Source organism: Frankia sp. CpI1-P (assembly GCF_001421075.1).
Classification (GTDB): Bacteria; Actinomycetota; Actinomycetes; order Frankiales; family Frankiaceae; genus Frankia; species Frankia torreyi.
Genome location: NZ_LJJX01000030.1, coordinates 26,608 through 53,527 on the forward strand (window position 1 = coordinate 26,608; position 26,920 = coordinate 53,527).

Sequence of the window (26,920 nt, forward strand, 5' to 3'; positions counted from 1 at the left end):
NACCCTACGCGAACTTCCGTTCACGAAAAGTGGAGCGTTGCCGGCGGTCGTCGCAGCGGCGAGCACCCCAACCGTGTACGGATCGTAGCTTTCCAGATCGGCGTCGTGGAAGATGAGACGATTACCGAACGCAAGGTAGGCGAGGCTGCGCATGGCGCCGGCCTTCCCACCGGTCGTCGTGGCCTCCCGGCCGGCATGGCGTTGCAGGACGGACTGCCCGCGGACGACCCAGCTCGCGCCCGCGTCCGTCGCGATGCGCACGAGGTCGTGCTCGTCGCCGTCCGAGGACGGATCGACGACGACGCCGATCTCGTCCAGCACACTGCGCTCCTGCATCCACCGCTGCCGGTTCTGCGCGATGATCTCGCCGAGAGTCCGGGCCGCCTCCGGGCCACGGGCCGGGATCAACAGGCTCAGGGTGATGCCCTTGGCAAGCTTGTCCACCTCGATTGTGTCGAGGTCGAGGCTGGTGGGTTCGAGCGTTCGCACGGACGCCCCTCTCTCGTGACCTTTCTTGGGTACGGACAACCCCCGTACCGGTGGCGACGTCCTATGGGGATCTGCAACGGGCGTTGCGAGGTGGGTATCAGGCGGACCGGGCGGTGAATCCCCCTCGTGCCACTGACCGCATGATTGCGTACCTCCGTTCGCAACGCCTCGACCGCCCCGGTCGTTTCCGGCACCTCCCCGCACTCGGGTTCGCCGCGTCCTCTTCGCGGTCTGGCGGAGCANAACCGATCCGACACATGCCAGGTGCTGGAGCGTCAAAGTATCGGGGTTGTGGCCCGGTCCGTCACTCCCCCTCTTTCCCCGCGGGTATCAACCACCACTTTCGGGACCGGCCACGAACACGCCGCGCCGCACCGGAACCGCACTACCGTCCCACGTGGCTACGGTGGGTGTCTGGCCAAGCGCCCGGAGCGGTTACTCCGGGACCGATCGGGAGAGAACTACCCGCTGCCGGGCCAGCCGATGCCAGGCCGGCATCGACCCAACGGATACGCCGACTCACCGACTCACCGATCCGGTAGGCCGAGAGGGCTACCCGGCCCGTGCGGCGAGGAACAGGAAGCCGCGGCGGTCGCTGGGGACCACAGAGGCCGGCTCACCCACAGAGGCCGGCTCACCTCACCCACAGAGACGGGCTCACCCACAGAGACGGGCTCGCCAAGGGGCGGACTCGCTCATACGTCGTCAGTCTCCCTCGGTCAGCATCACGGCCGGGACGCCGGCGCGCGATCGGGCGAGCCCCAGCGCCGGCCGTGTGGACGCCCACGCGGCCGGGGTGGTCGTAAGCCGGTCGCCCGGATGGGGCAGCCCGACCCGCCCGTCGGCCTCCAGAGCGAGGAAGACGTCGACGACCGTCGGGTCGAACTGGGTGGCGCGCCCGGCCCGAAGCTGCTCGCGGGCGGCGGGTCCGCTCAGGGGAGCCCGCNCCCCGCGTCCGCCGCGCATCGCCGCCCAGGCGGTGCAGACCGCGAGGGCCCGTGCCTCCATCCGGATCCGGGACCCGGCGATCCCGCTGGGATAACCACCCCCACCGAACCACTCCCGCTGCTGGGCGATGATCTCCGACTCGACCCGCAGATCCGGCACCTGGGCGAGCAGATTCGCGCCCATCACCGGGTGCATCCGGATCAGCCGCCACTCCTCGGCGTCCAGGGGGCCCGGACGGGCCAGGACGTGCGGTGGCAGGAGGATCTTTCCGACGTTGTGCAGCCGCCCGGCCAGCCNGGCCCGGTGGCGTGCCACGGCGGCATGGCCGAGCACGGTGAGCACCTCGGCGAGNCAGTGCCCCACCGCCCGGCCGTCCGCACGCGGCGCATGCCAGGCGTCAACCTGCTCGGCGATCCGGCGCAGGCACTCGACGCTGTCGGGCAGGCGTCTGGGCAGCTCGCGCGGCTCCGCGACCAGTACCGCGGCCACCGCGGTGGCCACCGCCGCGGCGGCTGCGGCCACCGCCGCGGGCTCGGCGAGCACGGCCGGCGTGCCGTCCGGGTTGGCGGTGGTCGCCTGGCGCGATCGGGCCGCTTCGCCGTCGTCACCGCCCCAGGGCCCGTCCCAGCCGGACGCCGACGCGCCGGATGACGCGCCCGGCCGGAGGGCGCCCTCCGGATCGTTCTCGACTGGCTCGGCCGGGTGAGGACGGTCCGTCCACCGCAGCGACGACGCGGAATCGTCGATCCGCAGACCCGTTCGGAGCGGATCGAGGGCAGACGCCACGATCGGGGAGGGCCCGGACCCGAACGGATCGACGGCAGGCCGCGGGAACGTGGGCGGCCGGATGCCGAGCGGATCCGCCGCACCTCCGTCGGCCACGGGCTGGTCGCCGGCCGGCCAGTCCATCGGTGAGCGTCGGGATGCTGTGGAGTCGAGCGCCGGTCGACCGGCGCTCGGGACTCGGGGCGGCCGCGGGTGGGGGGAGGCCCGTCCGGAGGGCGTCGGCGCCGCGGCCGGAACGCGCCCTGGGCGCTGCGCCCCCTCCGGACCGATCGCGACCCGGTCCCGGCCCGCCTCCTTGGCGGCGTACAGGGCCCGGTCCGCGACCGCGACCAGCGCGTAGACGTCGCCCGCGTGGTCGGGCAGGACAGCGCCGCCGACCGAGACCGTTACCGGCACGGACAGCGACGACGATCCGGTACCCGTGGCGGTCCTGAGCTGACCCGCCGTGTCCGGTCGGCCGTCGCTGCGAGTTGTCATCGCGATGCTTCCCGCGGTCCGGATGACGTCGGCCGCCGGGGCCGCCGCAGCCCCCGCGCCGGCGGGGAAGGGCGACCAGTCGGCGGAAGCGCCCGACCACCCTGCGGAAGAGTCTGACCACTCTGCGGAAGCGGCTGACCAGTCGGTGGAAGCAGCGGGGGCCGGCACGGGCAGCGTCACCTGCACGGGCTCCCGACCCACGCCGAGCCGCAGCCGCTCGGCGATGTCCGCCAGCGTGTCGCCCCGGACGTCCAGCGCAAGCAGCGCGAACTCCTCCCCCCCGTAGCGGGCCACGACATCCCCCGGACGGGTCACGTCGAGCAATCGCCGGGCCACCTCGGCGAGCACCTGGTCGCCGGTCGGATGGCCGAACCGGTCATTCACGGACTTGAAGTGGTCGACGTCGACGAGGAGAAGGCCCATCCCCGACCCGACCCGACGAGCCCGCCGGGCGGCGACCCGCAGCTCGGCCTCCAGATACCGACGGGTCCGTAGCCCGGTCAGGCCATCCGTGATCGCGAGGTGTCGCTGATCGGCCTCCAGCCNGGCCATCCGGACGATGATCAGAAGCACGATTCCGGCGCTCACCACCGCGATCATGCCGACGTCCCGGAGATCGCCGCGACCAGCCTGCACGCCGAGCACCACCGGCCCGACCAGCCCGAGACCGCCCAAGGTGGCCAACCGCCACCCGCCGCGGCTCGGCACCGCCGACGGCGCCACCGACGGCGCCACCGACGGCGCCACCGACGGCCCCGATCGGGCCAGCGAGGGATGGAGCGCGGCGGCGGTGAACAGAAGAGCGCTTACCATCCGGGCGGCGTCCCGCCCGTCGACGGCTGTACCGCCCGAACCACCCATCCCCAGGCCTCCCGCGGCGGCGTCGCCGAGGCGGGTGAACACATCGACGGCGTCCGCGGCCACGCTCACGAGCACCCCACCCGCCAGCAGGAGCAACGTGGCCGGGTGCTCGCCGTCCCCCACCGCGAGCCGGACGGTCACACCGACCACCACCAGACTCGCCGCCGCGCACACCACCGGGACGATCCCGGCCGCCGACGCACCCCCGGCCCGCACCGCCGGTGCCACCAGATACACCCAGGACAGCAGCCAGGCCGCGGCGAGGACCATNGCGGTGTCCAACAGGCCGGCCGCACTCCGCCCGGGACAACGCGCCCGCAGCAGTGCCAGNAGGCCGGCGACCAGCAGCGGATAACGGAGGAACAGAACGAGGTCCGCCGCCGCGCCGGTTGTGACCGAGGACATGCGAGGGTAGATGAAGAGGGCCGCACCAGTAGCCGCGTAGAGAACCTGACCGCCCGCGAGGAGCACCCAGCCACGCCGCGGAACGACGGCGAGGCGATGCGGTCCGGCGAGCAGGGCACCGGCGGCCGACAGGCTCACCAGCAGGTACAACGCCATCCGGAAGCCGAGTCCGACACCCACCGCGGGCGGCAGGACGAAGGCGATGACCGCGGCCAGGCCGACACCTGGACAGGCTAGCCAGCCACGGCCCGGCCGGGCGCGCCACGGCGGGGCCGGCATCACCCCTCGGTTCGGGACGCAGGATCCGTTCGGGACGGTGGCGGCGAAGGCGGTGACGCCGACGCGACCCCAAGCCCGGACCTGGGGCGCCCGGCGGGCGTGGGGACGTGGTGGCCTCGGGAAACGGCCCGCGGCAGACCCATCGTCGGTTGGTCCACCGACGACCTGGGGCTCGTGGACGATGCAGGACCGGCTGGCGGCGAACAGCCACCCCGGGGGGAGCGGGCCATGAGCAGCCTCTCAGTTGACCGGACGGGTGGTGCGCATACCGGCCGCGTACGCCCGATGCCTCCCGGCGATCCATTACCGGATCCGGCAGCAGCGGCGACACCGGTCCCGCCCAGACGGTTCCGGTGTGTCGATCGCCGCGACCTTCCGAAACCGTACCGAACCGTCGCTCTTCGTACTCGCTCGTTTGAGTCCTCGTATGGACTCTTGTCCGATTCTTGTTCTCCGCTTCCACTCGCCGGGTGCGTAACCACGTATGCGGACCAATGGTCCGCGGAGGGGCTCACGGCGTACCCGGATGGCTCCGTCCGGGGTGTCTCGCGGGCCGGCCGCCGCGGTCATCCGCCACACGCCGACGAGGGCCGGCGGATGACAGACCGACCCCGCCCGAGCGGCCTCATCCTCGCCGGCCGGCCGGGCATCGACGCTGCGCGGTGGTTCGCAGGCGACCGTCAGGGATGCGCGACGAAGTTGAAGTGGCGACCGGTCTCGAAGGTGTCCCGGAACTTGGGCAGGGTATACGGACCGTCGCCGTCGAGATCGAAGATCCGCAGCCCCAGATCGCTGTCGACGAGCTCGTACATCTCATCCGCCGTCGTGCCGTAGTCGCGGGCACCGGCGCCGAACTCGAACACCAGATGCGGCCGGCTGGCGGCGATCAGTTTCCGGGCACCGCGAAACACCCCGTACTCGGCGCCCTCGACGTCGACCTTGATGAGGGTCGGCAGGTAGTCCGTGGGCAGCGCCTCGTCGAGAACCTCGACCGCCACCTCGATCTGTTCGACGTCCTCGGTGTCCGGCACCCGGTCGCGCAGCCCACTGTAGGNGGGCCGGCTGCGGACGTAGGTGAACGGCAGCACTCCCGGCTTGTCCGACAGCGCCGCCTGGCGCACCTGGACCGTCGGGAAGTCGGTCGTCAGGGAGGCCGCCATGTGCGGCAGCGGCTCGTAGGCGATGTGCCGTCCCCGCGGGGCGTGCTGCAGAATCGTCCGGAGCACGTCTCCCCGGTGCGCGCCCACGTCGATGCAGTTGGAGTTCTCCCGCAACACGAACGACAGCAGCAGCGCCAGGTGACGATCGTCATTGCGATTGCGCCTGGCCGTCGGCACGACGGTGTCACGCACCAGCTTCAACGCCGGACCGAGGCCCAAATCGACCGCCTTCCGGCGGACCTGAGCAAGCTGCTTTTCCNCCCGAGGATCCATCCGCCACAACCTCCCGTTGCCCCATCGGTGATCTGCCGGAGTGACTGAACCCCGCGTTCCACCACAGCAGCTGGCCACCCACTATTAGGGGGGCACGATCAACGGTCAATAGCGGTGGTACCACCTTGCCGCCATCGCGAGCGGCGCCGTCGGCAGAATACTACCGCAGCGGAAGACTTGCCCAACCAAACCCTCACACTCGGGAAGAGTGACTGACCCTCTCCCCACGCACCACGATCCGACGGCCACCGGGACCACGCATTGCGTTGGAGCAGGCGAAGTCCGCACACGTTCTCACGGAAAGAAACATGGCTATCACCCGTGGGGTTCCGCCCCTGCGAGGAGTGGCCCTCCCGCGACGTTCGGCCGCTGGCGTCGAACGAGGTCGCCGCACCCGCCCGCAGCGGGTCCACGGGCATTCCGCCGCACCGTGACCCGACGACACCAGCCAGCCGACCTGACGGTCACCACGCCGGGACGGCCGGGGCCGCGGCCATGTCACGATGCTGACACGGCCCCGAAACCCCACGACCGCGGCCCCGCACCCCGACGTGGGACCCCGCGCGGGGAGGAACACGCCCTCTCCGGTCCGGGGCCGCCGTCAGCCGGCGGCGACGAGAACGGGGCCGTCCTCGGACCGCGCGGCGAAGGACTCGACCGGCGGGCAGGTGCAGACCAGGTTGCGATCGCCGTACGCGCCGTCGATTCGCCGCACCGGCGGCCAGTACTTCGCGGCCCGCAGTGCGGCTACCGGATAGGCCGCAACGGACCGCGCATAAGGATGCGGCCATTCGTCGGCGGTGACCATCTGGGCGGTGTGCGGGGCGTTGCGCAGCGGATTGTCCGTGCGCGGCCAGGTTCCGTCACCGACCTTGTCCGCCTCCGCGCGAATCGCAATCATGGCATCGCAGAAACGGTCGATCTCGGCCAGATCCTCACTCTCGGTCGGTTCGACCATCAGGGTGCCGGCCACGGGGAAGGACATGGTCGGCGCGTGGAAACCGTAGTCGATGAGCCGCTTGGCCACATCGTCCACCGTGACACCGGTCCGCTTCGTCAGCGGCCGCAGGTCGAGAATGCATTCGTGCGCGACCAGTCCGTCCCGCCCGGCATAGAGCACCGGAAAGTGCGGACGGAGCCGGTGGGCGATGTAGTTGGCGTTCAGTACGGCGACCGAGGTGGCCTGGCGCAGACCGTCCGCCCCCATCATCCGGATGTACGCCCAGGGAATCATCAGAATTCCGGCGGAGCCCCACGGCGACCCCGAGATGGGTCCGACCCCGCTCGCCGGCCCGGCCTCGGCCCGCAGCGGGTGGTTCGGCAGGTAGGGCAGCAGCTTCTCGCCGACCGCGACCGGGCCGACCCCCGGCCCGCCGCCGCCGTGCGGGATGCAGAACGTCTTGTGCAGGTTGAGATGGCTGACGTCGGCGCCGAACTGGCCGGGCTTCGCGAGCCCGACGAGCGCGTTGAGATTCGCCCCGTCGACATAGACCAGGCCACCGGCCTCGTGGACGATCGCGCACGCCTGTCCGATGCCCTCCTCATAGACGCCGTGCGTCGACGGATAGGTCACCATCAGCGCGGCAAGAACATCGGCGTTCGCCCGCGCCCGGAGCGCCAGATCGTCAAGATCGACATTCCCGTCGTCGTCGCAGGCGACCACGACGACACGCATTCCGGCCATGGCGGCGCTCGCCGCATTCGTCCCGTGNGCGGAGGAGGGAATGAGACAGACGTCGCGGACCGGCGCCCCGGGCACCGCGTTGTCGCGGTGATAGGCGCGAATCGCGAGCAGGCCGGCGAGCTCACCCTGGCTGCCAGCATTCGGCTGCACCGAAACGCCCGCGTAGCCGGTGATCCGGGCCAGCCAGTCCTCCAGATCGCGAATCATCGTCAGGTATCCGCCGGCCTGGTCGAGGGGCGCGAACGGGTGGATGTCGGCGAACTCCGGCCAGGTGACTGCGGCCATCTCGGTGGTCGCGTTCAGCTTCATCGTGCAGGACCCCAGCGGGATCATGCCCCGGTCGAGGGCCAGATCGAGATCGGACAGCCGGCGCAGGTAACGCAGCATCGCCGTCTCGGAGCGGTGCTCGTGGAAGACCGGGTGCTCGAGGTAGGAGTCGGTACGCACCAGCTCACGGGGCAACGCCGACGGGGCGATCGGGGCCGCCGGGACCGCCGGGACCATCACCTCGGCCGATGCCGCCGCGGGCACCCCGAATGCCGCCCAGACGGCGCGCAGATCCGCCTCCACGGTCGTCTCGTTGCAGGAGACCCCGACGTGGTCGCCGTCGACGAGCCGCACGTTGACGCCGTGTGCCAGCGCCTTGGCCACCACCTCGGCGGCCCGGCCCGGTACCGCCGCGACGACGGTGTCGAAGAAGGCATCGGCGCCGGTGGGTACCCCGCCGGCCCGCAGCCCCTCGGCGAGCCGGACCGCGAGTCCGTGGATGCGCAGGGCGATCCCGGCCAGTCCCTGCGGGCCGTGATAGACGGCGTACATCGAGGCGAGCACGGCGGGCAGCACCTGGGCGGTGCAGATGTTGCTCGTCGCCTTCTCCCGTCGAATGTGCTGCTCACGGGTCTGCAGGGTGAGCCGGTAGGCGGGCGCGCCGTCCGCGTCGACCGACACCCCGACCAGCCGTCCGGGCAGGGACCGCTCCAGACCCTTGCGGACCGCCAGGTAGCCGGNGTGCGGCCCGCCGAACGACAGCGGCAGCCCGAAACGCTGGGTGCTGCCGACGGCGATGTCGGCGCCGAGCTCGCCGGGCGAGCGCAGCAGCGTCAGTGCCAGCGGGTCTGCCGCGACCGTGACGACGATCCCCCGCTCACGTGCCTCGGCGATCACCGACCGCGGGTCGCGCAGCGCCCCGCCCGGCCCCGGGTAGGACAGCAGCAGCCCGAACGTCGAGTCCAGCACCTCCGCGGGCACCCCGGCGTCCGGGGCGGCGGGGCCGCCCGCCGCCAGGCCACGGGACAGGTCGGCGACGTGGACGGTCACACCCAGCGCCTCCGCTCGGGTCGCCACGACCGCGATCGTCTGGGGGAGCGTGTCCGCGTCGATGAGGAACGTCGCGCGGGACCCCTTCGCCGTGCGCAGCGCGATCTGCATCGCCTCGGCCGCGGCGGTCGGCTCGTCGAGCAGGGACGCTCCGGCCACCGCCAGACCCGTCAGATCGGTGATCACCGTCTGGAAGTTCAGCAGCGCCTCCAGCCGGCCCTGGGAGATCTCCGGCTGGTACGGCGTGTAGGCGGTGTACCAGGCGGGGNTCTCGAGAACGTTGCGCTGGATGACGCCGGGCAGCACCGCGGGATGGAAGCCCAGACCGATCATCGACGGCACCGGACGGTTGTTGCGTCCGAGCGCGCGCAGCGCCGCCAGGACCGCCGTCTCGTCGAGCGCCGCGGGCAGCTCGAGGCTGCGGTCCTGGATGACGGCCGGGACCGCGACGTCGGTCAGCGCCCGCAGCGATTCCACCCCGAGCGCGGCGAGCATGGAGCGCTGGGCCCCGGCGTCCGGGCCGATGTGGCGGTCGGCGAACTGCGGATAAGCCACGGCTGCCGGACCAGTGGCGTTGCTGGTGGCGGCCGCTGCGGAGGCGTCCTCGTGATCGGTGCCGTCATACATGATGAGCGCTCCGGAGGTCGGGCGACGACGACAACGAAGCCGACGCCGCGGCGGGCCTCCCCCTCTGTCATTGGCCTGAGAGCTTCACCGGCCGCCGCCGCCATGGGTCCGAGCCGAGGACCCGCGGACGGCGGCCGCGGCTTTCACCGTCGGCGGGACACCGGGATGTCCACTTTCCAGAGTTGCCTGACCCGGCGGTTGGGGGCCTGAGAGTTTATGGGGAGAGCTTGCTCCTTCGGCGTCCCGGCAGGTGGCAGCCGGGACTCTCCCGCACGGGTGTGAGCGGCAGCGGTATGCAGTTCGTTGCCCCGCAGACTAACCGCGATCGCGATCCCTGGCCAACGATGGTCGGGGCCTGCGCTCGACGACAGGCCCTCGACAACACACCCTCGACGACACGCTCCGGGCGACGTGCTCCGTGCGACGTGCTCCGGGCGACGTGCTCCGGGCGACGTGCTCCGACGATGGACTAGACGAAGAGCGTTTCGTAGGGGCGCAGCAGCCTGGCCAGCACCTGCGCCCCGAGGACCGTCGAATCCGCCGGGTCGTCGGACAGTGGGGCGATCTGGGTGGTGTAGCAGTCGACCGCACGCCGCTTGGCCTCCTGCACCGGGATGGGCAGGGGCACCGTCCGAGCCCTCGCCCACGGCACCCTGGGGTCATCCGGAACCGCCCAGTGCCAGGTCCAGACGGGGTATTCCAACAGCCGCGCGCCGGCCCGTTCCGCCGCCAGCATCGCCGCGCGCCCCGTGGCCTCATGGTCCGGATGGCGGTCTCCGGTGTACGTGGTCAGCACCCAGCAGCCGGGGGTGAGCAGCGGTTCCACCTGGTCAGCAAGGNCCGCCTCATGCCCGGCGACCCGCCCGTCCCCCAGCCCGATCCGGTGCACCGGCACCTGCGCCAGCCCCAGCGCGGTCAGCGCGGCATGCTGCTCGGCGATCCGTCGTCGGGCCAGTTCGGCCGGGGCCAGCGTCGGCGACCCGGGATGAGATGCATCACCATCGGTGACCGCGACGACGGTGATCGCGGCTCCGAGTCCGTGCAGGCGGACGAGCAGCCCGCCGACGCCGAGAACCTCATCGTCCGGATGGGGGGCCACGACGACCACTGCCGGCGGTGCGGGGGTGAGGTCCAGTTCCGACCATCCCGGCTGCCAGGCCCGCCAGACCGGTTCGGGGGTGCCGTCGTCGGTGAAGGGGCGGCCCGCCTCGGGGGTGTCTTCGTGCATCGCTCATCCATACGCCGAACCGCCGACGCTCCGCACGGACATCCGGCCCGGGACCGGCCGTGACGCTCGTCCCGGGCCTGGTGGCGACGCAGGGCCGGCCCCCGGCGCCTCAGTGCTGCAGCGCCTCGCTCTTGGCTGCTTCGGTGTCCGTCAGCGCGCCGTCCTTCTCCCGGCGGAAGATCTCCTCGGCCATCCGGTCCGACGAGGTCTGGCTCGCGACCTGCCTGGCCATCTCGTCGTTGGAGGTGCCCGCGCCGGCGGGCCTCGTGCGTCCTTTCATCGCCTGAGCCATGGCTGCCTCCTCCTGTCTCCGGCCGCGATCGGCATGGCCCGATCGGGGCCCATGGTCGCGGCCGCACACCCGCCCGGATGATGGGCCGCCCCGCACGCGGCTGCGCACGGCGCCCGGCCGGGCCCGGTCCCCGCACGGCCCACTCCCACAAGCCGCCCGGTCTGGGACTACCCGCCCGCGACAGGCCGGAACCGCTGTGGACCGGCCCACGCGCCGCGGACCGGATGCCGGCGCATTCGGTGCGGACCGTCCAGATAGCGACAGAACGGACCCGTTCCGGGGATGCCGACCTGCCGTGGGCTACCTGTGATCCCTGCCGGCCGTGGCCCGCTCGGGCCACGGCGAAGTCGGACCGGAACCCGATGCAGGGGTCCGGCGGCGGCGCTCGGCCGCGGGGACGGAGGCATCGGGTCCGCCTGGCCCCGGCGGGCGGTGGGCGGCACGCTGGGGCGCCGGCGCCGTCCGGCGCAGCCTGCGCAGCTCGGTGCGGACCGTGCGCGGCGAGATCCGCCTGCCGAGTCGGCGATGGCGGGGGACGGCGCGACGGACCGCCTGCTCGAGGCCGTCAAGCAGGCGCCACGCCTCATCCGCGGCGCGCCGGCCGGGTCCCTCCTCCCAGCGACCGATGGTGCCGTCGTCGAACAGAGCGAGCGTGGCGAGGTCGGCCAACCCACGCAGGGCGGTGAGTCCGGCGTCGTCGACCAGGTCCGCCGCGAGGGCCACCACCTCGCTCGGGCTGGCCGCCCGCGGCATCGCCCGGTCGGAGTCGGCGAACATCTCGATGGCCCGCTGCCAGGCGACGACGATCCGCGCCCTGCTGCCCTTCGCGGCGCGCCGCACCCGCCGACGCCGCGCGATCGGCAGCAGCCAGCCAAGGAGGAGACAGCCAAGCACGGCGGTGACGCCGACGGCCGTCGCCGAGGGGATGACGAGGTCCGCCCAGCCGGGGGATGGCGATCGCCGGTCGGCGGAACGAGGTGGGGCCTCTCCCGGCAGGGTGGCCTCCGCCCGACCGGGCGGCACGGAGATGGTGGTACGCAGCACCGCTTCCACGAGTGAGGTCTGTGCGGAGGACTCGCCCTGAGTGGACCCGGCCACCGTCGCACCGCGTTCGTCCCCCGCTCGGGGAGTGGGGAAGAACGGCAGCCAACCGGCGCCGTCGAAGTTGACCTCCGCCCAGGCCAGGGCATCGGCACCCCGGATCGTGCGGGTTACGCCGGGTGGGTCGGCAGCCGTGAATCCCACGACGAGGCGGGCGGGCAGGCCCAGCAGCCTCGCCGCGAGGACGAACGTCGTGGCGAACTGTTCGGAGGNGCCGCGTCGGGTCTGGCCGAGGAAGTGGTCGATGTGGGCGAGCGAATGCCCGGCGGGCACGGTGGGATCAAAGCTGAAGCTGGCCATCAGGTACTGGCGCAGCAGGGCGGCCCGCTGGTACGGCGTCGCCCCGCCGTTAGTGGCGACGGAGGCCAGTTCCCGCAGCACCGGAGGGATCCCGCCGGGCACTGCGAGGTAGGGGGCGTTGGCCGGCGTCGCGGAGACGGTGAGGGCGAGCAGCCTGTCGGCGGTCATGGTGGCCGGCGGGGTGGAGACAAGGCGCAGTCGGTTGCCTGGGTGCAGCGGCGTGGTGCGCACGAGTGTGCCGTCCTCCGGATCGACCGCGAACTGGCCCGCCGGCCCCTCGGGAGCCACCGTGGAGCGATCCCCGCCCGGGGGATGCGGCGTGCGAGCAGTGGTCGAGGCGGGCGAGGCGGGCGACACCGTGCCGGCGGCGGAGACCACGATGAACTGGCCGAGCCGGGCGAGGGCGGGCACAAGATCGCCACCGAGGTCGACGACGGTCAGGTCCTGGGTGACCGGCGTGGACGGCCGACCACCATCCTGGCCGGCGTCGCGCCCGGCCTGCCCCCGGTCGCCTGGCCCGCCGATGATCGCCCGTCCCGCGGGCAGGTAACGGCCGCTCGTGGACCAGGTGGCGCCGTCGTAGGAGTCGAGGACGGCGAGCCGTAGCGCGACCGGCCCCGACGGCTGCGGGGACAGACCCAGCCGGAACAGGACCTGGTCAGGATGGGCGGTCCAGCCGGCTAGCCGACTCAGGGGGTTGAGGGCGGCAAGCGGTGCCGGCGCGATTGTGCGGTGGTCGCGAGGGTCGACGGGCGGTCGCCCATCCGGCCCGATCGGACCATTCGCGAGTGCCAGACCGGCTCCCACGACGACGGCCACGGCGACGATGGACCGCGCCGCGAGGCGGAGCGCCGCCCAACCTCGCGGGCTTGCCACGGGTAGCAGACCTGGCCCGGATCGGGGGGACCCTGCGGCCTCACCCGAGCCGACGCCCGGCCCGGTGGGGCCTGGGATGGCGGCTGCGGCCTCTCCCAGTGGCCGGGACGGGCCGCTCCCGCGAACCCGGACGAGGACCGCGGCCAGCGCGGCGAACGCGGCGGCGAACGGCGCGTCGGATCCCGGCACGGGGGCCGCGTAGGCGACCGCGACCGCCAGGACGAGGGCAGCGGGCAACGCGGGCAGGAGCCGGGCCCTGGTGCGGACGACGAGCTCCGCGCCGACGGCGGCGGCCAGCCAGGTCAGTGCCGCTGGTACGAGCAGGAGGGCCCCGTCGGGCGGGGCCGGGACGGCCGCGTCCAGCAGGCGCGCCCATCCGCGCAGGACGCCCGAGCGGACCAGGGACAACCGCGCCCAGAACCCGCCCGCACCGGCCGCTACCGTGCAGGTGGCCCAGACCACGAACCCCCCGGCCCAGGTCGCGATCGTCCCGACGAGTGGCACCGGCCGGCGTCGCAGACCCAGCACCGCGGTTGTGATCACGGGCACGACCGCGGCGACAGGGATGATCACCTGGAGATCGGGGAGGGTGAAGACCCGGCGGAACCCGAACCCGCCCACGATCGCGAGTCCCGCCACCACCACCAGGGCCGCCAGGCGAGGCCGCACCGGCTCCTCCCGACGGGCGGGAAGGTCGACCCCGACGACGTGCCCCCCGCTCGAGCCGGACGCCGAGCGCATGGCCCCGCCGGACGGTCCACCGATCTGCGTCATGATCGGCTCGTCCGTGGGGAGCCCCGCGGCCATCGCCGGTGCCGTTCGCCGGTCGGCCAGTAGTCGCCGAGCGCCTCGGCGTCGGGAATGTCGATCACCGTCAGCCGGCCGGCGGCCCGGGTGGTGGTGCCGTCCAGGTGCGTACCGCCGGTGGGGACGGTGCTGCCGAGCACGCCGATCCCCGCCACCCGGCCGGGCGATGCGGTCCGCAGGCGGGCCCGGTCGGAGGAGTCGCGCCGGTCGATGGCCCGGGCGGCGGCCGGGCTGCGGGGGCCCACCCGGACCAGAACGACGCGCCCGTATGCGTGGGCCACCGGGGCGAGTGCGGCCAGCGCCTGTCGGTCGAATCCACCGGTGACGAGCACCAGCGTGCCGAGCCCGCCGCGCCGCAGCGTCGCGACGACATCCAGCGAGGCGGTGTCGTCCAGATGCACGCCCGCCAGCTCGTCCATCAGCACGTCGGCGTCCCGTCGGCGGCGCCGGCCTGCCACCCGCAACCCGGCGGTCGTCACGAGCCGGACCCCGAACGCCTCCTGTGCGCAGGTCATCACCGCGGCGGCGGTGATGTCCACGGCCTCCTCGAACGTCGCGACGCCGACCCGGCCGGGCGGATAGGCGGCCGGCCGGTTGTCGAGGACGACGGTGGCAGCCGGCTCGCTGGGATCGACGTGGGTGCGGACCATCAGCTCGCCCGCCCGCGCGCTGGACGGCCAGTGCACGAGGCGGAGGTCCTCACCGGGCGCGTACCTCCGCAGGGTGTGGATCTCCAGTCCCCCGGCCGTGCCCAGTCCGGTCTGCCCATCCGGGTCGCGCGAGGGCGCGGAGGCCAGCGGCGCCAGCGGCCGGGTCCGCGGCCGGACGTGCAGGGTGTCGGCCGCCGCCAGCCGCTGCCGGCGCAGGGTGAGCCCGAACGGATCCGATCTGATCACCTCGGCGGGGCCCAGCCGGACCACCCCGCGCCGCCTGGTGTCCATGGCCAGCTCGATCGTCCGGCAACCCGAGCCGGCGAGTCGGGGCACCTGGACGGACACGGCCGCAGCCAGCGTGTCCGGCCCGTCCGGGGGATACGAATCCGGTGCCCCGGCCGCGCCCCGGCCATCGGTGCCGGTGCCGTGGGACGGCGTGGAGTCTGGTGCGTGCAGGGCGCCGGCAGCCCGCGGCGGGTGGCCGCCAGGCGCGGCGCCGGTGCGCGGCGTCCCTTGGCGCGCGGCCGGAAGGGTGTGCACGCGGCCGTCGCCTCCGCGGGCGGCGATAGTCGACGTACGCCGTTCCCACCACGTCTCCACCAGGTCCGAAGCGGCCAGCAGCCGCCCCGCACGGGGAGCACCCGGCCCCGGTAGGTCCGGGCGCGCGGCGGCAGGGCCATGCGGCAGATGAAGGGTGAACGGCGGCGAAGGCCACCGCGACAGGTTGCGGACCGTGACGGTGAGGGTGGCGGCCTCACTTCGGGTGACCCGTCTGGGCGACACGCGGACCGCCACCGACACCCTTGGGCGGCGAACGGCCGTAGCAGCCGCCAGACCCATCGCCGCGGCCCCGGCCCCGCCGAGTACAGCCAGCTCCGCGTATCGCAGCACTCGAGCGCCCAGGAGCAGGGCCGCGACGGTGACGCACATCCCCCATCCCAGCGGGGTGACCCTCAGGCGGGCCCTTCCCGGCGGATCCCCGCTCCCCACGGCTCCACGATCCGACGGGCAGCCCTGCTTCGCCGGGGACGCAGCGCTCCCGGGACCGGACCGATCGGGCCCCACCGGTCCAGATCCCGACGCGCCCGAACTCGACGAGACGGGTTCCGACCGGGCAGGCCCGTTTCGGGCCGGTGCCGGCCATTCCGCCGTGGCCACGTCCGGTTCCGCCGTCCCGGAAGCAACGCGTTCCGCAGGTCCGACCATGGAGGGGGCCCAACCCGGCGGGGTCGAGCCCGCCCGTTCCGCGGCGTCCGCACCGGTCGGGGTGAGCTGCCGGCCCGCCGAGGCGACTCGCCGGCCCACCGCGGCCGGGCGCGGGAGCGGCTCCTGGGTAGGCGGACGGTGACGCTCGCCGAGCCCGCGCACGGTCCGCCCGGGTTCGGGCCGGTCCGGCGCGGACCGGCCCGTCCGGCGCTGCATGGTCCGGGCGAGGGAGGCTGGAGACGGGGACACCGAGGCGGACGGCAGCGGGGCGGGCGGCATCAAGGCGGGCAAGGGGGTGGTCGCCGTGTCCGCGTCGATGACCCGGAGCAGCCCGCGGTCAGCCCGGTCGCCGCCCTGGCGACGGTCGTCGGGGGACGACACGATCAGATTCCGACGAGCCGGCGCGGTGACGGCACCGTCTGCAGGATCTCGTCGACGACATCCTCGGCGATGACGCGCCGCAGTTCGGCCTCCGGGCTGAGCACCAGACGATGCGCCAGGACCGGGCCGGCCACTGCCTTGACGTCGTCGGGAGTGGCAAACACCCGGGCGTGCGCGGCGGCCCTGACCTGGACAGCGCGCAGCAGCGCGATGCTGCCCCGTGGGCTCGCCCCCAACCGGACGATGTCGGGGATGGTCCGCGTGGCGGCCACCAGGTCCACGAGGTAACGGCGCAGCGCCGGCGCGACGTGGACGGCGAAGGTCTGGGCCGTTCGGGCGACGACGTCCTCCGCCCGCATCACCGGCCTCAGGTCCTCGATCCGCCGTCCCACCTGCCGGCCTTCAAGGATCTCCAGCTCGGCATCGACCGACGGGTACCCCATCCTCAGCCGCATGAGGAACCGGTCCAGTTGGGCCTCGGGAAGGCTGTATGTCCCGTCCATGTCGATCGGGTTCTGCGTCGCCACGACCATGAACGGGCGGGGCACGGGATAGCCCGTGCCGTCAGCGGTGACCCGCCCTTCCTCCATCACCTCCAGCAGGGCCGACTGCGTCTTCGGTGAGGCGCGGTTGATCTCGTCGCCGATGACGAGGTTGGCGAAGACGGGTCCGCGGCGGAAGCCGAACTCGTTGGCACGCTGGTCGTACACCATCGTCCCGGTGATGTCCGCCGGCAGCAGGTCCGGCGTGAACTGGATGCGGTGGCAGCCGGCGTTGACCGAGGCCGCGAGGCTTCGGGCCAGCGAGGTCTTACCCAGGCCCGGAACGTCCTCGACGAGCAGGTGCCCCTCGGCGAACAGGCAGATCGTCGCGAGTTCGACAACATCCCGCTTGCCCCGGATGACCTTCTCGATATTCGCGACGACGTCATGGAAGGTGGCCGAGAACGCGGCCACGCCGGACTGGTCGCCGCGCAGGTGGTCGCGGTCGTCGTTCCTGTTTGTCATGCCCTGCCTCCTGGTCCGGTCGGGGTAGGGAACGCTGACCGTCCTCGCCGCGCGGACTGGCTGCTCATCACCGGGTCGGGCTCCTCCTCGTCGGGACCGATCGGGCGGGTACGAGTCGTGCTGCTACCGGTCGCACCTGCTGCGATCGGGCTGGTGCGGGCGGGCGGGTACGAGTCGGGGGGCGGACCGTGCCGGACTAGGGGGCGACCGGCCCGGTCCGCCCGCGGGCGGTGGGGAGATCCGCCCGGGAACGGCGACTCCAGCGGCCGTCGCCGACACGGAGACGATCCGTTCCGCTGCGGTAGNCGACGGGCACCCCCGTTTCGTTGTGCCATAGCCTGAATTAGTTGTTGATCTGATGGCCAGGAGGCCCACACCGGCATGCACGCGCCGCACCGGCGTCCGCCATGCTGCGCGACTCCCCCGAGGTGATGTCACGAAAGGCATCAAGCGCGTCGCAACCTGTCCGACGAACGCCGCGTCCTACCTACCAAGAGGGATGACCCGCCCAAGTGGTCCATCTCGGGATAGTCGACGTCAACACATGAATATCAACAGACTCCCGCGCGCCGTTGGGTATGGCGCCTGGGATGCGGTGAGCGCTGTACCCCTCCCGCGGCGCTCCCCCGCGGTGTCTGTGTGGGCGGGCGGGGTGGCACGCCCACACAGACACCGACCCGTTCGAGGACACCGACCCGTTCGGGCTGTCCGCTCCCACCGCCTGCACTCCGGCGCCGAGGACCAACGACGCCCGGCACGGCCGTGCTGCCGGAGCTGCCTTGCCGCGCCCGCGCGCCGGCCCTGATCAGGGAAAGTGAGACCACGACCATCTCCGCATTCGGGCGGCGGCTGCGTCGCGTCATCACGGCAGCGGCCGGCGCGGCGCTGTGCGTGGGCGCCGGGCTGGCCGCCGCCGCACCCGGAACGCCACCGTTCGCCCTCGACCTCACCACCGGCGGCAGTTGGCTGGCGAGCGAGTCGACCGGCACCGTCACGCACCTGCAGAGCACGACCGAGCGGGCGGACGCGGCCGTCACCGTGCCCGGCGCAGTCGGACATCGGCTGTCCGTCCTGCGCAACGGCCCGGATCTCCTCGTCTGCGACGAGGACGCCGGCCTGCTCCACCTGATCGAGCCGCAACGCCTTGCCCCCGCCCGAACGGCCAGCCTGCGTCCCGGCACGACAGTGATCGCAGGGAGCAAGGTGATCTACGCCGTTGATGGTGCGAGTGGGCGGGTACGACGCCTGGACGGACGGTTGCTCACCGACGTTGGACCGGTCATCGACCTCGGCGGAGCCCTCGGCGCCGTCGTCCGGACGCGGGACGGAACGTTGTGGGTGCCCGTGCGTACCAGCGGCTCCGTGGTGCCGATCCGCGATGGCGTGGCGTCGGCCCCGATTCCCGTCGCCCGACCGGACCATCAGATCGACATCGTGCTGGCCCAGGATCGCCCGGTGGTCGTCGACGGCACGGCCGGGACGGCGATCCCGCTCGCCGGCGCCCGGCCTGGCCGGGCGATCGCGTTGCCGGTGACCCTGACCACCGCGTCCNCACCGTCCGACCCGGTGGTGGTTGCGGCCGACGCGACAGAGCAGGGCACCGTCCCAGTAATCGACACGGTTGCCGGACGGCTCCTGCTCGCAGACGTCCACGACGGCACGGTGACCGCGCATGATCTGCCAACCGTGCCGGATGATGGAAGGGCCCGAGCGGGGGGCAGCACGGCCCAGCCGGGAGGTGGCACGACCCAGCCGGGGGGTGGCACGGCCCGAGCGGAGGGCAGTCCATCCCCGCCGGGGGACGACACAGTCCGAGCGGGGGGTGGCGGCGACGCGGCCTCCGCCGGCCCCGCAGCCCCGACCGGGCTCCCCGACATCGATCGACCTGCGAGATCATCAGAGGGCTCGGCGACGCCTCCGGGGGACGCCCACACGGGCGGCGACCTGGCCCGACCGGACGGGCAGGCCAGTGGACCCGACGTCACCGGAGGCGACCCAATCCGCGGAGGCGACGCGGCCAAAGGGGACGCAGCGGCCGGAGGCGGCGAAGCGGGCCGCGGAGGCGAGGGGGACGAGGGGCCGGTAGCTCCCCGCCGGCTCGGTCCACCGGTCGGACATGGCGGGATGATCTACATCCCGGACCAGGATGGCCGGATGGTCTGGGTCTTCGATACGCGCACTCGCGGATTCATCTCACCGATCGTCGTCCCCGGGTCCGCCCCCGAGCCGGCGACCGCCGCAGACACCGCGCGGATCACCGTGACCGCCGAGGGCGATCAGGTGTGGGTGAACGATCCGGCCGGCCCCGACGCCGTGCTCATCGACGGCACGCGGCGGGCGACGGTAGCGAAACAGCCATCGGGGCTGCCGGGTCAGACCGGCACGGCTCCAGCTCGCCCGCTGCCGGCCCCGCCGCCCCGACCGCAGGCCACGCCCGTCGAACCGCGCCCGGCGCCCGCGACCGCCGAGCGGGCGGGGACGCGACCACAGCCGGCCGTCATCCCCGACCCCGAAACCGGGAACGTGGTCACCCTGCCGCCTCCACCGGCGACGACATCGCCCGTCCCGCGTCCCCCGCAGCCCACGGACACCCCGAGCCCACGGCCGGGCATCACCACCCAGCCGGAGCAGACACTCGTCGAGCTTCCCGGCGGGGATCCGACGACGCAGCCCCACTCCCCCCGCCGGCCCACCTGACGACCGGCCTGGACACCTGCCTCGCCCACGATCCGGCTTGGCGCCGGACAGCCCGCCGACCAGGGGTGGCTCCGCGCGACGAACGGGCCCGCGCGACGAACGGGCCCGCGCGACGACCAGCCCTGGACACGGCCGAGCCCGCGCGACCGGGCCTGGCCACGGCCGCCTCGAGACGGTGCGGTGGCCGGCTGCCCTAACGCCCTGAGGCGCTGTCCAGCCGGGAGGCGCGAGGCGTCCGCTGCCGGGAGCCGCAGTCCGCGCAGGTGGGGTCGCGCACCACCGACAGCGAACGGACGTCCAGATCCCACAGATCGGCGACGAGCATCCGGCCGATGGACGGCTCGCCGAACCCGGAGATCAGCTTGATGACCTCCATCGCCGCGAGGCACCCGACCGTCCCCGCGACCGCTCCGAAGACGGGGAACCCGAGGGGATCCCAGTCGGGGTCGCCCTCGGCGAAAACGCACCGCAGGCATGCGCTGTCCCCGGCGACGGTGAGCAACTGGATCTCGGTCGCGTTCATCGCCGCGACGACCAGAGGCACCTCGGCGTCCAGGCACATTCGGTTGATCTGGAAGCGTTCGGGGAAGTTGTGCCGCGCGTCGATCACGACGTCGGCGGCGGCCACCAGCTCGGGCAGCAGCGGATCGAACAGGTCCCGGTCCCAGGTCTCCACCGCGACCTCCGGGTAGTGGATACCCAGGGTGTCCGCGGCGATCAGGACTCGGGGCTCGCCGATCCGGTCGGGGCGCATCAGGGTCTGGCGGTTCAGATCGGGCTTCTCCAACGGGCCGGGATGGACCAACACCAGTCGCCCGACGCCGGCGGCGGCGAGATAGGTGGTGGCGGCGCCGCCCACCCCGCCGATCCCGGCCACGAGCACCGTCGCCCCGCTCAGACGCTCCTGCTCACCGGGGCCGAAACCGGCCATCAGTTGGCGCGTGAAGCGCTGGGTGTCCATGACCTGCCCTCGTCTGGTGTGGCCGACGTTTTCCAGAAGTTGGCTCTGGTTTCCCGCGTTTGCGCGCTTCTCACCCCCACCGGGGACGAATCCCCGGTTCGCCGACCACAGTACCAAGAACGCCGGTCCCGTCCCCGCCCGCGGTTAGGATGACTGGATGTCTGATCTTGCACCGGCTACCCGCGCGGACGCTCGCCGTAACCGGCAGGCGATTCTGGCGACCGCTCGCCGGGTGTTCGCGGAGCAGGGCATCCAGGCCTCACTCGATGAGATCGCGCAGCGTGCCAACGTCGGGAACGCCACGCTCTACCGGCATTTCGGCTCGCGCTGCCAGCTCGTCGCCGCCGCCCTGTCCGAGCAGATGGAAAAGTACGCGCAGATGGCGGCCGCCGCGGCGGCCGAACCCGATCCGTGGACTGCCCTGCGCGGCTACCTGACAGCACTGTGCCGGATGCAGGCGGCGGATCGGGGGCTGGCCGACCTGCTGGCCAGCGACGCCTTCCCGGACGCCGCGATCGACGCGGCACGCGACAACGCCCGGCGGGACGTGGTGCGCACCATCCGCCGCGCACAGCACGCGGGGGCGCTACGCGCCGATTTCGCCCCGCAGGACATTCTGATCATCCTGATGGCCAACGCCGGTCTCATCCACCGTGCCGGCGCGCACGCCCCGGAGAGCTCCGCCCGGCTGATCGCCCTCCTGCTCGACGGGCTGCAGGCCGCCGCCGCGACGTCGGCGCCGCCGCCTCCACCGGAATCCGAGCTGCTCACCGTGATGCGCGGCGAGACGCTGGCCGAGCAGCCGCCCGGGGTGCAGGACAAGGCGGCCGCGGACGGGCCGCGGGGCGGGTAGCGGGTAGTGGTCCGGTCGTCCGGCCGTCCGGCTGCGGTCATCCGGCCGTCCGGTCATCCGGCCGTCCGGTCAAGGGGTGAGTACCACCTTCATGCACTCGTCCTCCTTGTCCCTGAACGTCGTGAAGCCGTGGGGCGCGTCGTCGAGGCCGAGTCGGTGAGTGATGACGAAACTCGGGTCGATCTCGCCGTTGCGGATCCGGTCGAGCAGCGGCCGCAGATACCGCTGCACGTGGCACTGCCCGGACCGCAGGGTCAGTCCGCGGTTCATCAGTGAGCCCATCGGGAACTTGTCGACGAACCCGCCGTAGACGCCGATGACCGAGACGACACCGCCGTTGCGGCAGTTGCGCACCGCCTCCCGCAGGGCGAACGGGCGGTCACTTTCCTGCCGGGTGACCTGCTTCGCACGGTCGTAGGAGTGGGCCGCGTGCGAGAAATGGTGCGCCTCGAGGCCCACGGCGTCGATGCAGGCGTCCGGGCCGCGCCCGGCGGTCAGCTCCAGCAGCGCCTCGCGGACGTCGGACTCCTCGTAGTTGACGGGCTCGGCCCCCGAGTTGTCCCGGGCCATCTCGAGCCGGTAGGGAAACCGGTCGATGACGATGACCCGCTCGGCGCCGAGCAGGAAGGCGCTCGCGACGGCGAACTGGCCGACCGGCCCGGCCCCCCAGACGGCGATGACGTCACCGGGCGTGATGTCGCAGAACTCGGCCCCCATGTACCCGGTGGGGAGGATGTCGGAGAGGAACAGCACGCGCTCGTCCGGCAGGTCGTCCTCGATCTTGATGGGTCCGATGTCGGCGAACGGCACCCGGGCGTACTCGGCCTGCCCGCCGGGGAATCCGCCGAGCATGTGCGAGTAGCCGAAGATGCCGCCGGGGGCGTGGCCGAGGATCTTCTCCGCCAGGGAGGCGTTCGGGTTGGAGTTCTCGCACAGCGAGTAGTCGCCGGCCAGGCAGGTGTTGCACCGTCCGCACGCGATGGGGAACGGCACGACGACCCGGTCGCCGATGCGAAGGGTCTCCACGTCGTGACCGACGTCGACCACCTCGCCCATGAACTCGTGGCCGAGCACGTCCCCCTTCATCATCGTCGGCACGAACCCGTCGTAGAGATGCAGGTCGGTGCCGCAGATGGCGGTCTTGGAGACCCGGATGACCGCGTCATGGCTGTTCAGGATCTGCGGATCGGGGACCTGTCGGACCTCGACCTCGCCCCGACCGAGCCAGCAGTTTGCACGCATGACTGGAGTCCCTTCGCGTTACGCTCGGCCGAGCGGCCGGGCCGGGTGCTGGCGCAGCAGGCGGCTGGCCGGCCGNGAGCCGGTCGGACTCGCCTCGGACCGGACGACCTCGCCGGTCTCCATGAGCTGCTTGAAGCGGCGCAGGTCCTCGGCGAGAAGCTGACCGGGTTCCTCCCCGAGCACCTTCGCGAGCGCGACGCCGGCGGCTCCGGCGGGCGGCTGGTACTCCAGGTCGACCTGGACCTCGGTCCCCCGGCCCCCGGGCGCCGGCCGGAAGCGCACCGTGNCGGCGTTGCGGACGTCCGAGCGGCCGACCGACCGCCAGGCGATCAGCTCGTCGGGCCGGTCCTCGACGATCCGGGCATCCCATTTGATCTTCCTCCCGGCCGGTCCCCGGATCTTCCAGTGCGAGGTTCCGTCGGTGGTCCGCACCGAGTCGAGGTGGTACATGAACGTGGGCAACGACTCGAAGTCGTGCCACCGGCGGTAGAGGTCCTGGGGGGCCCGGCGGATGGTGGTGCTCGACCTCGCGTGCACCAGATGGCCCGGCGCCTCGGCGCGGCTGTGGCGGCGGGCGGCGATGACGTCCAGCACGGTGACGCCGACGACCGAGCCCACGGCCAACAGCGGGCGGGCCAGGCCGGCGCCGGTCACCCGGCGCCGGGCCGCGACGAGCGCCAGCGCCGACAGGTCGAGCAGGTCGCCCGCGACCCGTCCCCACAGCCACCGGCCCGGCTGCTCGCTGCCGAGCACGCCGACCCCGCCGGCGATCTTGTGGCCGCCGAAGATCCGCGTCAGGGTCCTGGAGACGGCCGAGTCGTCGGCTCCGATGGCCCGGGCGACCAGGTCGGGCGCCCCGAGCTCGGTCGCGCCGAGGCCGATGCCGAACCAGCCGAGCGCGCTGCCGAGGGCGTCCGGGCGGACGGCACCTCGCGCGCCGCCGCGTTCTCCCTGGTCGCCGGGCTNGCGCGCCTGCGGGTCGCGGAACTGCTGTTGACTGTTCTGCGTGCTCATCGCTGATCCCCCGTTTCGACTTCGGCCGGCCGGCCGTGCCGGCCGGGCGTGGGCATTCGTGATCGGCTCCTGATCCCGGTCAGACGAAGGTCTCGTCGACGTAGNACCAGCGCCAGTGCTCGCCCGGTTCGAAGGAGCGCACGATCGGATGGGCGGTGGCGTGCGCGTGGGCCCGGGCGTGGCGCAGCGGGGAGGAGTCGCAGCAGNCGACGTGGCCGCAGGTCAGGCACAGCCGCAGGTGCACCCAGACGGAGCCGACCCGCAGGCAGTCCTCACAGCCGCGCGCGGTGTGCGGAACAACGGGTCGAACCAGCGCGAGATGGGGATCCACCCCGGTAGTGGTCATGATCGACCTCCTCGGACTCGCAGCAGCCGTTCGAGTTCACCGATCCGGTCGAGCAGGTCGAGCACGACCCCGCTCGCGGCGTAGGTGATGCCGAGGTCACGGCGGAGCCGTTCGATGCGGGCGGCGCGGGCCACCGCCGTCGCCGCGAGCGTGTAGCGGCCGGCGGGGTCGATGTCGGCGTCGAGCAGGCCGAGCGCCACCAGCCGGCGAACCAGATCGGGATGCAGCCGGACCGCGGCGCAGAAGGCGTCCAGATCAAGCGCCTGGTCGCGACGGTCGACGGCTCGGGTGCGCACCAGCAGCGTGGTCATCACCGCTCCCTCGGGTTGAACGACGACGTCCCGGCGAGCTCGGCGAACAGCTCCCGCTCCCGTTCGGTCGGCTTCGGCGGGACCATGATCCGCGCGTGGGCGTAGAGGTCGCCGGCGCCCTCACCGCGGTACGGAGCACGCCCGGGCCGAGGCAGGCCCCGTCCGCGCAGGCGCAGACGGCGGCCGGTGGAGGTGCCGGGCGGGACGGTGAGGGTCGCCTCGCCGCCGGCCGGATTGGGCAGGGTGACACGCGCGCCGAGGACTCCCTCCCACGGCGCGAGCGGCAGATCGATGTACACATCGCGGCCCTCGACCCGGAACCTCGGATCCGGGGCCAGCCGCACCACCAGGTACAGGTCGCCACGCCCGCCCCCGCCGCGGCCCTGGCCGCCCTGCCCGGCCAGCCGCAGCCGCTGGCCGTCGGTGACCCCGGCCGGGATCGTCACCTCCACCTCCCGCGTGCCGCCACCGGAGGCGGGCAGAGTGATCCGCCGCCGCCCCCCGTGGTACGCCTCGGCCAGGCCGACCTCGATCTCGGCTTCCTGGTCCGCACCGGGCACCGGGCCCGCCTGGTCGCGGCGGCGGAAGAAGCCGCCGAACAGGTCGTCGACGCCGAAGCCCTCGAAACCCGAGAAGCCCTCGAAACGGGCATCCGGACCGCCGCCGCCACCCGTTCCCGGACCGGCACCGGGGCCGGCACGGGCACGGGCACGGGCACCGGCACCGGCACCGGCACCGGCACCGGCACCGGCCCAGTGTTCGGCGCCCTCGGGCATCCGGCGGAAGTCCCGGCCGAACCGGTCGTACCGCTTTCGGCTCTCCGGGTCGGACAGGATGTCGTAGGCCTCCGACACCTCCTTGAACCGCTCCTCGGCCCGCGGATCGGAGTTGATGTCCGGGTGGTATCTGCGGGCGAGCCTGCGGTAGGCGCTCTGGATGGCGTCGGGGTCGGCGTCGCGGGGGACGCCGAGGATCTCGTAGAAGTTCCCCCGGCTGCGATCCCTGGTTCCGCTGGCGCTCATCTGATCTCCACAGTCACGACGCCGTCGGCGAGCGCGGGCCGGCGCTCACGGCCACCGACGCCGGCCGCAGCACGTGCCCGTCGGCCTGGTAGCCGGGGCGCATCACCTCGACGACGGTTCCGGCCGGGCCCGCCGTCGCCCACGCGGAGCCGTCGACGACGGCCCCGACCTCGTGCCGGTGGGGATCGAACAGACCGCTGTCGGCGTCGATGCGGCTGACCCCGCTGGCCCGCAGGGCCTCCAGGGCGAGGTGGCGGACCCCGCGGACGCCGTCGACGAGCGCATCAGGATGAGACTCGGCGTGCCCGAGCGCCAGTTCGAGATGATCCAGCACGGGCAGCCAGGCCAGCACCACCCGATCCCGCTCGGCTGCCTTCGCCGCGGCGATCTCCCGGCCCGTCCGCCGACGGACGTTGTCGAAGTCCGCCAGCGTCCGCAGGTGAGCCGCCTGGCACTGTTCGAGCTGGACGGCGAGATCGGATGCCGTCGCCGCGTCGGGCCGCTCGATGTCGGGCCGCTCGATGTCGGGCCGCTCGGCGTCCGACCGGTCCTCAGCCATCGTCCCCGGTGGTGAACTCGGCGTCGATGACGTCGTCCCCACCGGCCCCCTGGCCTCCGCCAGCACCGACCCCGCCAGCCCCACCACCACCGGCACCACCGGCTGCGCCGGCCGCACCGGCACCGCCGGCCGACGACGACGTACCTCCCGGCGCGGACGCCGTCTCCCGCTCCCCGGCGGCGGGCAGACCATAGAGGATCTGCTGCAGATCGTTGATGATCGGCCGGGCGCGGTCGACGTCGGCGTTCTCGGCCAGGGCGCGCCGGGCATCGGCGATGAGCTGCTCGGCGCGGGCCGACTCGTGCGTCGCAACCCGGCCGCCGAGCTCGGCGAGTCGGCGTTCGACCTGGTAGACGATGGTGTCGAGCTGGTTGCGGGCGTCGGCGTTCTCCCGCAGCCGGATGTCCTCGGCCCGGTTGCGCTCGGCGTCGGCGACCATGCGCTCGATGTCCTCGGACGGCAGGTTGGTGTTGTCCGAGATGGTGATCCGCTGCTCGACGCCGGTGTCGGTGTCCTTCGCCGTGACGTTGAGGATGCCGTTGGCGTCGATGTCGTAGGTGACGTCGACCTGTGCCCGACCGCGCGGGGCGGGGCGGATTCCCTCCAGGCGGAACCGGCCCAGCGTCCGGTTGTCGGCGGCCATCTCGCGTTCCCCCTGGAGCACGACGATGTCCACCGCCGACTGGTTGTCCTCCGCCGTGGAGAACGTCTCGGTGCGCCGCGCCGGGATCGTGGTGTTGCGGTCGATCACCTTCGTN

General features: G+C 73.0%; 14 protein-coding genes, 17 pseudogenes and 2 riboswitches. Of the genes and pseudogenes, 3 read left to right on the forward strand and 28 right to left on the reverse strand.

Annotation, left to right across the window (positions count from 1 at the left end; all coding sequences use genetic code 11):
• Position 1 precedes the first annotated feature (1 nt).
• From FF86_RS64220 to FF86_RS19415, 18 genes and pseudogenes are all read right to left on the reverse strand, one after another.
• Positions 2–489, reverse strand: a pseudogene (locus FF86_RS64220) (glycosyltransferase family A protein); the annotation flags it as partial.
• 705 nt (positions 490–1,194) lie between these two features.
• A pseudogene (locus tag FF86_RS67145) lies at positions 1,195–1,435 on the reverse strand (hypothetical protein); the annotation flags it as partial.
• A 1-nt stretch (position 1,436) separates the two neighbouring features.
• Positions 1,437–1,733: pseudogene (locus FF86_RS52515) on the reverse strand (HD-GYP domain-containing protein); the annotation flags it as partial.
• Between the two features lies 1 nt (position 1,734).
• Positions 1,735–1,788, reverse strand: a pseudogene (locus FF86_RS67150) (hypothetical protein); the annotation flags it as partial.
• Between the two features lies 1 nt (position 1,789).
• Positions 1,790–3,243, reverse strand: a pseudogene (locus FF86_RS52520) (diguanylate cyclase); the annotation flags it as partial.
• Positions 3,244–4,925: 1,682 nt separating this feature from the next.
• Positions 4,926–5,299: FkbM family methyltransferase (locus FF86_RS52525; protein ID WP_242419077.1), on the reverse strand; the 374-nt coding region annotated here is incomplete at its 5' end.
• A 1-nt stretch (position 5,300) separates the two neighbouring features.
• Positions 5,301–5,597 (reverse strand): annotated as a pseudogene (locus FF86_RS64225) (FkbM family methyltransferase); the annotation flags it as partial.
• A 682-nt stretch (positions 5,598–6,279) separates the two neighbouring features.
• Positions 6,280–7,389, reverse strand: a pseudogene (locus tag FF86_RS52535) (glycine dehydrogenase (aminomethyl-transferring)); the annotation flags it as partial.
• 1 nt (position 7,390) lies between these two features.
• Positions 7,391–8,369 (reverse strand): annotated as a pseudogene (locus FF86_RS52540) (glycine dehydrogenase (aminomethyl-transferring)); the annotation flags it as partial.
• 1 nt (position 8,370) lies between these two features.
• A pseudogene (locus FF86_RS52545) lies at positions 8,371–8,947 on the reverse strand (glycine dehydrogenase (aminomethyl-transferring)); the annotation flags it as partial.
• 1 nt (position 8,948) lies between these two features.
• Positions 8,949–9,306, reverse strand: a pseudogene (locus FF86_RS52550) (glycine dehydrogenase (aminomethyl-transferring)); the annotation flags it as partial.
• A 57-nt stretch (positions 9,307–9,363) separates the two neighbouring features.
• A riboswitch (glycine riboswitch) is annotated at positions 9,364–9,491 on the reverse strand.
• Positions 9,492–9,588, reverse strand: a riboswitch (glycine riboswitch).
• 187 nt (positions 9,589–9,775) lie between these two features.
• Positions 9,776–10,145, reverse strand: a 370-nt coding sequence (locus tag FF86_RS52555; RefSeq protein WP_396229949.1) for a PIG-L deacetylase family protein, incomplete at its 5' end; no start/stop codon positions are given.
• Position 10,146: 1 nt separating this feature from the next.
• Positions 10,147–10,534 (reverse strand): annotated as a pseudogene (locus FF86_RS52560) (PIG-L deacetylase family protein); the annotation flags it as partial.
• A gap of 109 nt (positions 10,535–10,643) precedes the next feature.
• Positions 10,644–10,826 carry a hypothetical protein gene (locus FF86_RS19400; RefSeq protein WP_044887167.1) on the reverse strand — a complete coding sequence of 61 codons (183 nt, stop codon included), beginning with the start codon at positions 10,824–10,826 and terminating at the stop codon, positions 10,644–10,646.
• Positions 10,827–11,126: 300 nt separating this feature from the next.
• On the reverse strand, positions 11,127–12,139 hold a 1,013-nt coding region (locus tag FF86_RS52565), incomplete at its 5' end, for a transglutaminase family protein (protein WP_242419078.1).
• Between the two features lies 1 nt (position 12,140).
• Positions 12,141–13,910, reverse strand: a pseudogene (locus FF86_RS64230) (transglutaminase domain-containing protein); the annotation flags it as partial.
• Positions 13,874–15,103: a DUF58 domain-containing protein gene (locus FF86_RS19410; RefSeq protein WP_236705439.1), complete on the reverse strand. Its 1,230-nt coding sequence runs from the start codon at positions 15,101–15,103 to the stop codon at positions 13,874–13,876. The gene FF86_RS19410 and the pseudogene FF86_RS64230, both read right to left, overlap by 37 nt.
• Positions 15,104–16,152: 1,049 nt before the next feature.
• Positions 16,153–17,157, reverse strand: coding sequence for a MoxR family ATPase (locus FF86_RS19415; protein WP_044887170.1), 1,005 nt, complete (start codon positions 17,155–17,157; stop codon positions 16,153–16,155).
• Positions 17,158–17,919: 762 nt separating this feature from the next.
• Here FF86_RS19415 and FF86_RS52575 point away from each other — a divergent pair.
• Both FF86_RS52575 and FF86_RS52580 read left to right on the forward strand, forming a co-directional pair.
• Positions 17,920–18,708, forward strand: a pseudogene (locus tag FF86_RS52575) (hypothetical protein); the annotation flags it as partial.
• Between the two features lie 603 nt (positions 18,709–19,311).
• Complete coding sequence (locus FF86_RS52580; RefSeq protein ID WP_242419079.1) at positions 19,312–19,854, forward strand: hypothetical protein; 543 nt, start codon at positions 19,312–19,314, stop codon at positions 19,852–19,854.
• Between the two features lie 193 nt (positions 19,855–20,047).
• Here the strand turns inward: FF86_RS52580 and FF86_RS19425 are convergent, their stop codons facing one another.
• A complete protein-coding gene (locus tag FF86_RS19425; RefSeq protein ID WP_044887171.1) occupies positions 20,048–20,815 on the reverse strand; it encodes a HesA/MoeB/ThiF family protein in 768 nt (255 codons plus the stop codon).
• Between the two features lie 157 nt (positions 20,816–20,972).
• On the opposite strand from FF86_RS19425, the gene FF86_RS19430 reads away from it, so the two are divergent.
• The gene (locus tag FF86_RS19430) at positions 20,973–21,668 is read left to right on the forward strand and encodes a TetR/AcrR family transcriptional regulator (protein WP_044887172.1); all 696 of its coding nucleotides are present in this window, start codon (positions 20,973–20,975) and stop codon (positions 21,666–21,668) included.
• Positions 21,669–21,737: 69 nt separating this feature from the next.
• Here the strand turns inward: FF86_RS19430 and FF86_RS19435 are convergent, their stop codons facing one another.
• The 9 genes and pseudogenes from FF86_RS19435 to FF86_RS52600 all read right to left on the reverse strand — a co-directional run.
• Positions 21,738–22,910: a zinc-dependent alcohol dehydrogenase gene (locus FF86_RS19435; protein WP_044887173.1), complete on the reverse strand. Its 1,173-nt coding sequence runs from the start codon at positions 22,908–22,910 to the stop codon at positions 21,738–21,740.
• 76 nt (positions 22,911–22,986) lie between these two features.
• Positions 22,987–23,196 (reverse strand): annotated as a pseudogene (locus FF86_RS52585) (cyclase); the annotation flags it as partial.
• A gap of 1 nt (position 23,197) precedes the next feature.
• A pseudogene (locus FF86_RS64235) lies at positions 23,198–23,663 on the reverse strand (SRPBCC family protein); the annotation flags it as partial.
• A 366-nt stretch (positions 23,664–24,029) separates the two neighbouring features.
• Positions 24,030–24,130, reverse strand: a pseudogene (locus FF86_RS52595) (hypothetical protein); the annotation flags it as partial.
• A gap of 1 nt (position 24,131) precedes the next feature.
• Positions 24,132–24,270, reverse strand: a pseudogene (locus FF86_RS62800) (hypothetical protein); the annotation flags it as partial.
• A complete protein-coding gene (locus FF86_RS19450; RefSeq protein WP_044887175.1) occupies positions 24,267–24,581 on the reverse strand; it encodes a chaperone modulator CbpM in 315 nt (104 codons plus the stop codon). The gene FF86_RS19450 and the pseudogene FF86_RS62800, both read right to left, overlap by 4 nt.
• Positions 24,581–25,603 carry a DnaJ C-terminal domain-containing protein gene (locus FF86_RS19455; protein WP_044887176.1) on the reverse strand — a complete coding sequence of 341 codons (1,023 nt, stop codon included), beginning with the start codon at positions 25,601–25,603 and terminating at the stop codon, positions 24,581–24,583. The genes FF86_RS19450 and FF86_RS19455 overlap by 1 nt, the downstream gene beginning before the upstream one ends.
• A 13-nt stretch (positions 25,604–25,616) precedes the next feature.
• On the reverse strand, positions 25,617–26,162 hold the full coding sequence (locus tag FF86_RS19460; protein WP_044887177.1) for a nucleotide exchange factor GrpE: 546 nt from the start codon (positions 26,160–26,162) through the stop codon (positions 25,617–25,619).
• On the reverse strand, positions 26,155–26,919 hold a 765-nt coding region (locus FF86_RS52600; protein WP_242419080.1), incomplete at its 5' end, for an Hsp70 family protein. The genes FF86_RS19460 and FF86_RS52600, both read right to left, overlap by 8 nt.
• Between the last annotated feature and the right edge of the window lies 1 nt (position 26,920).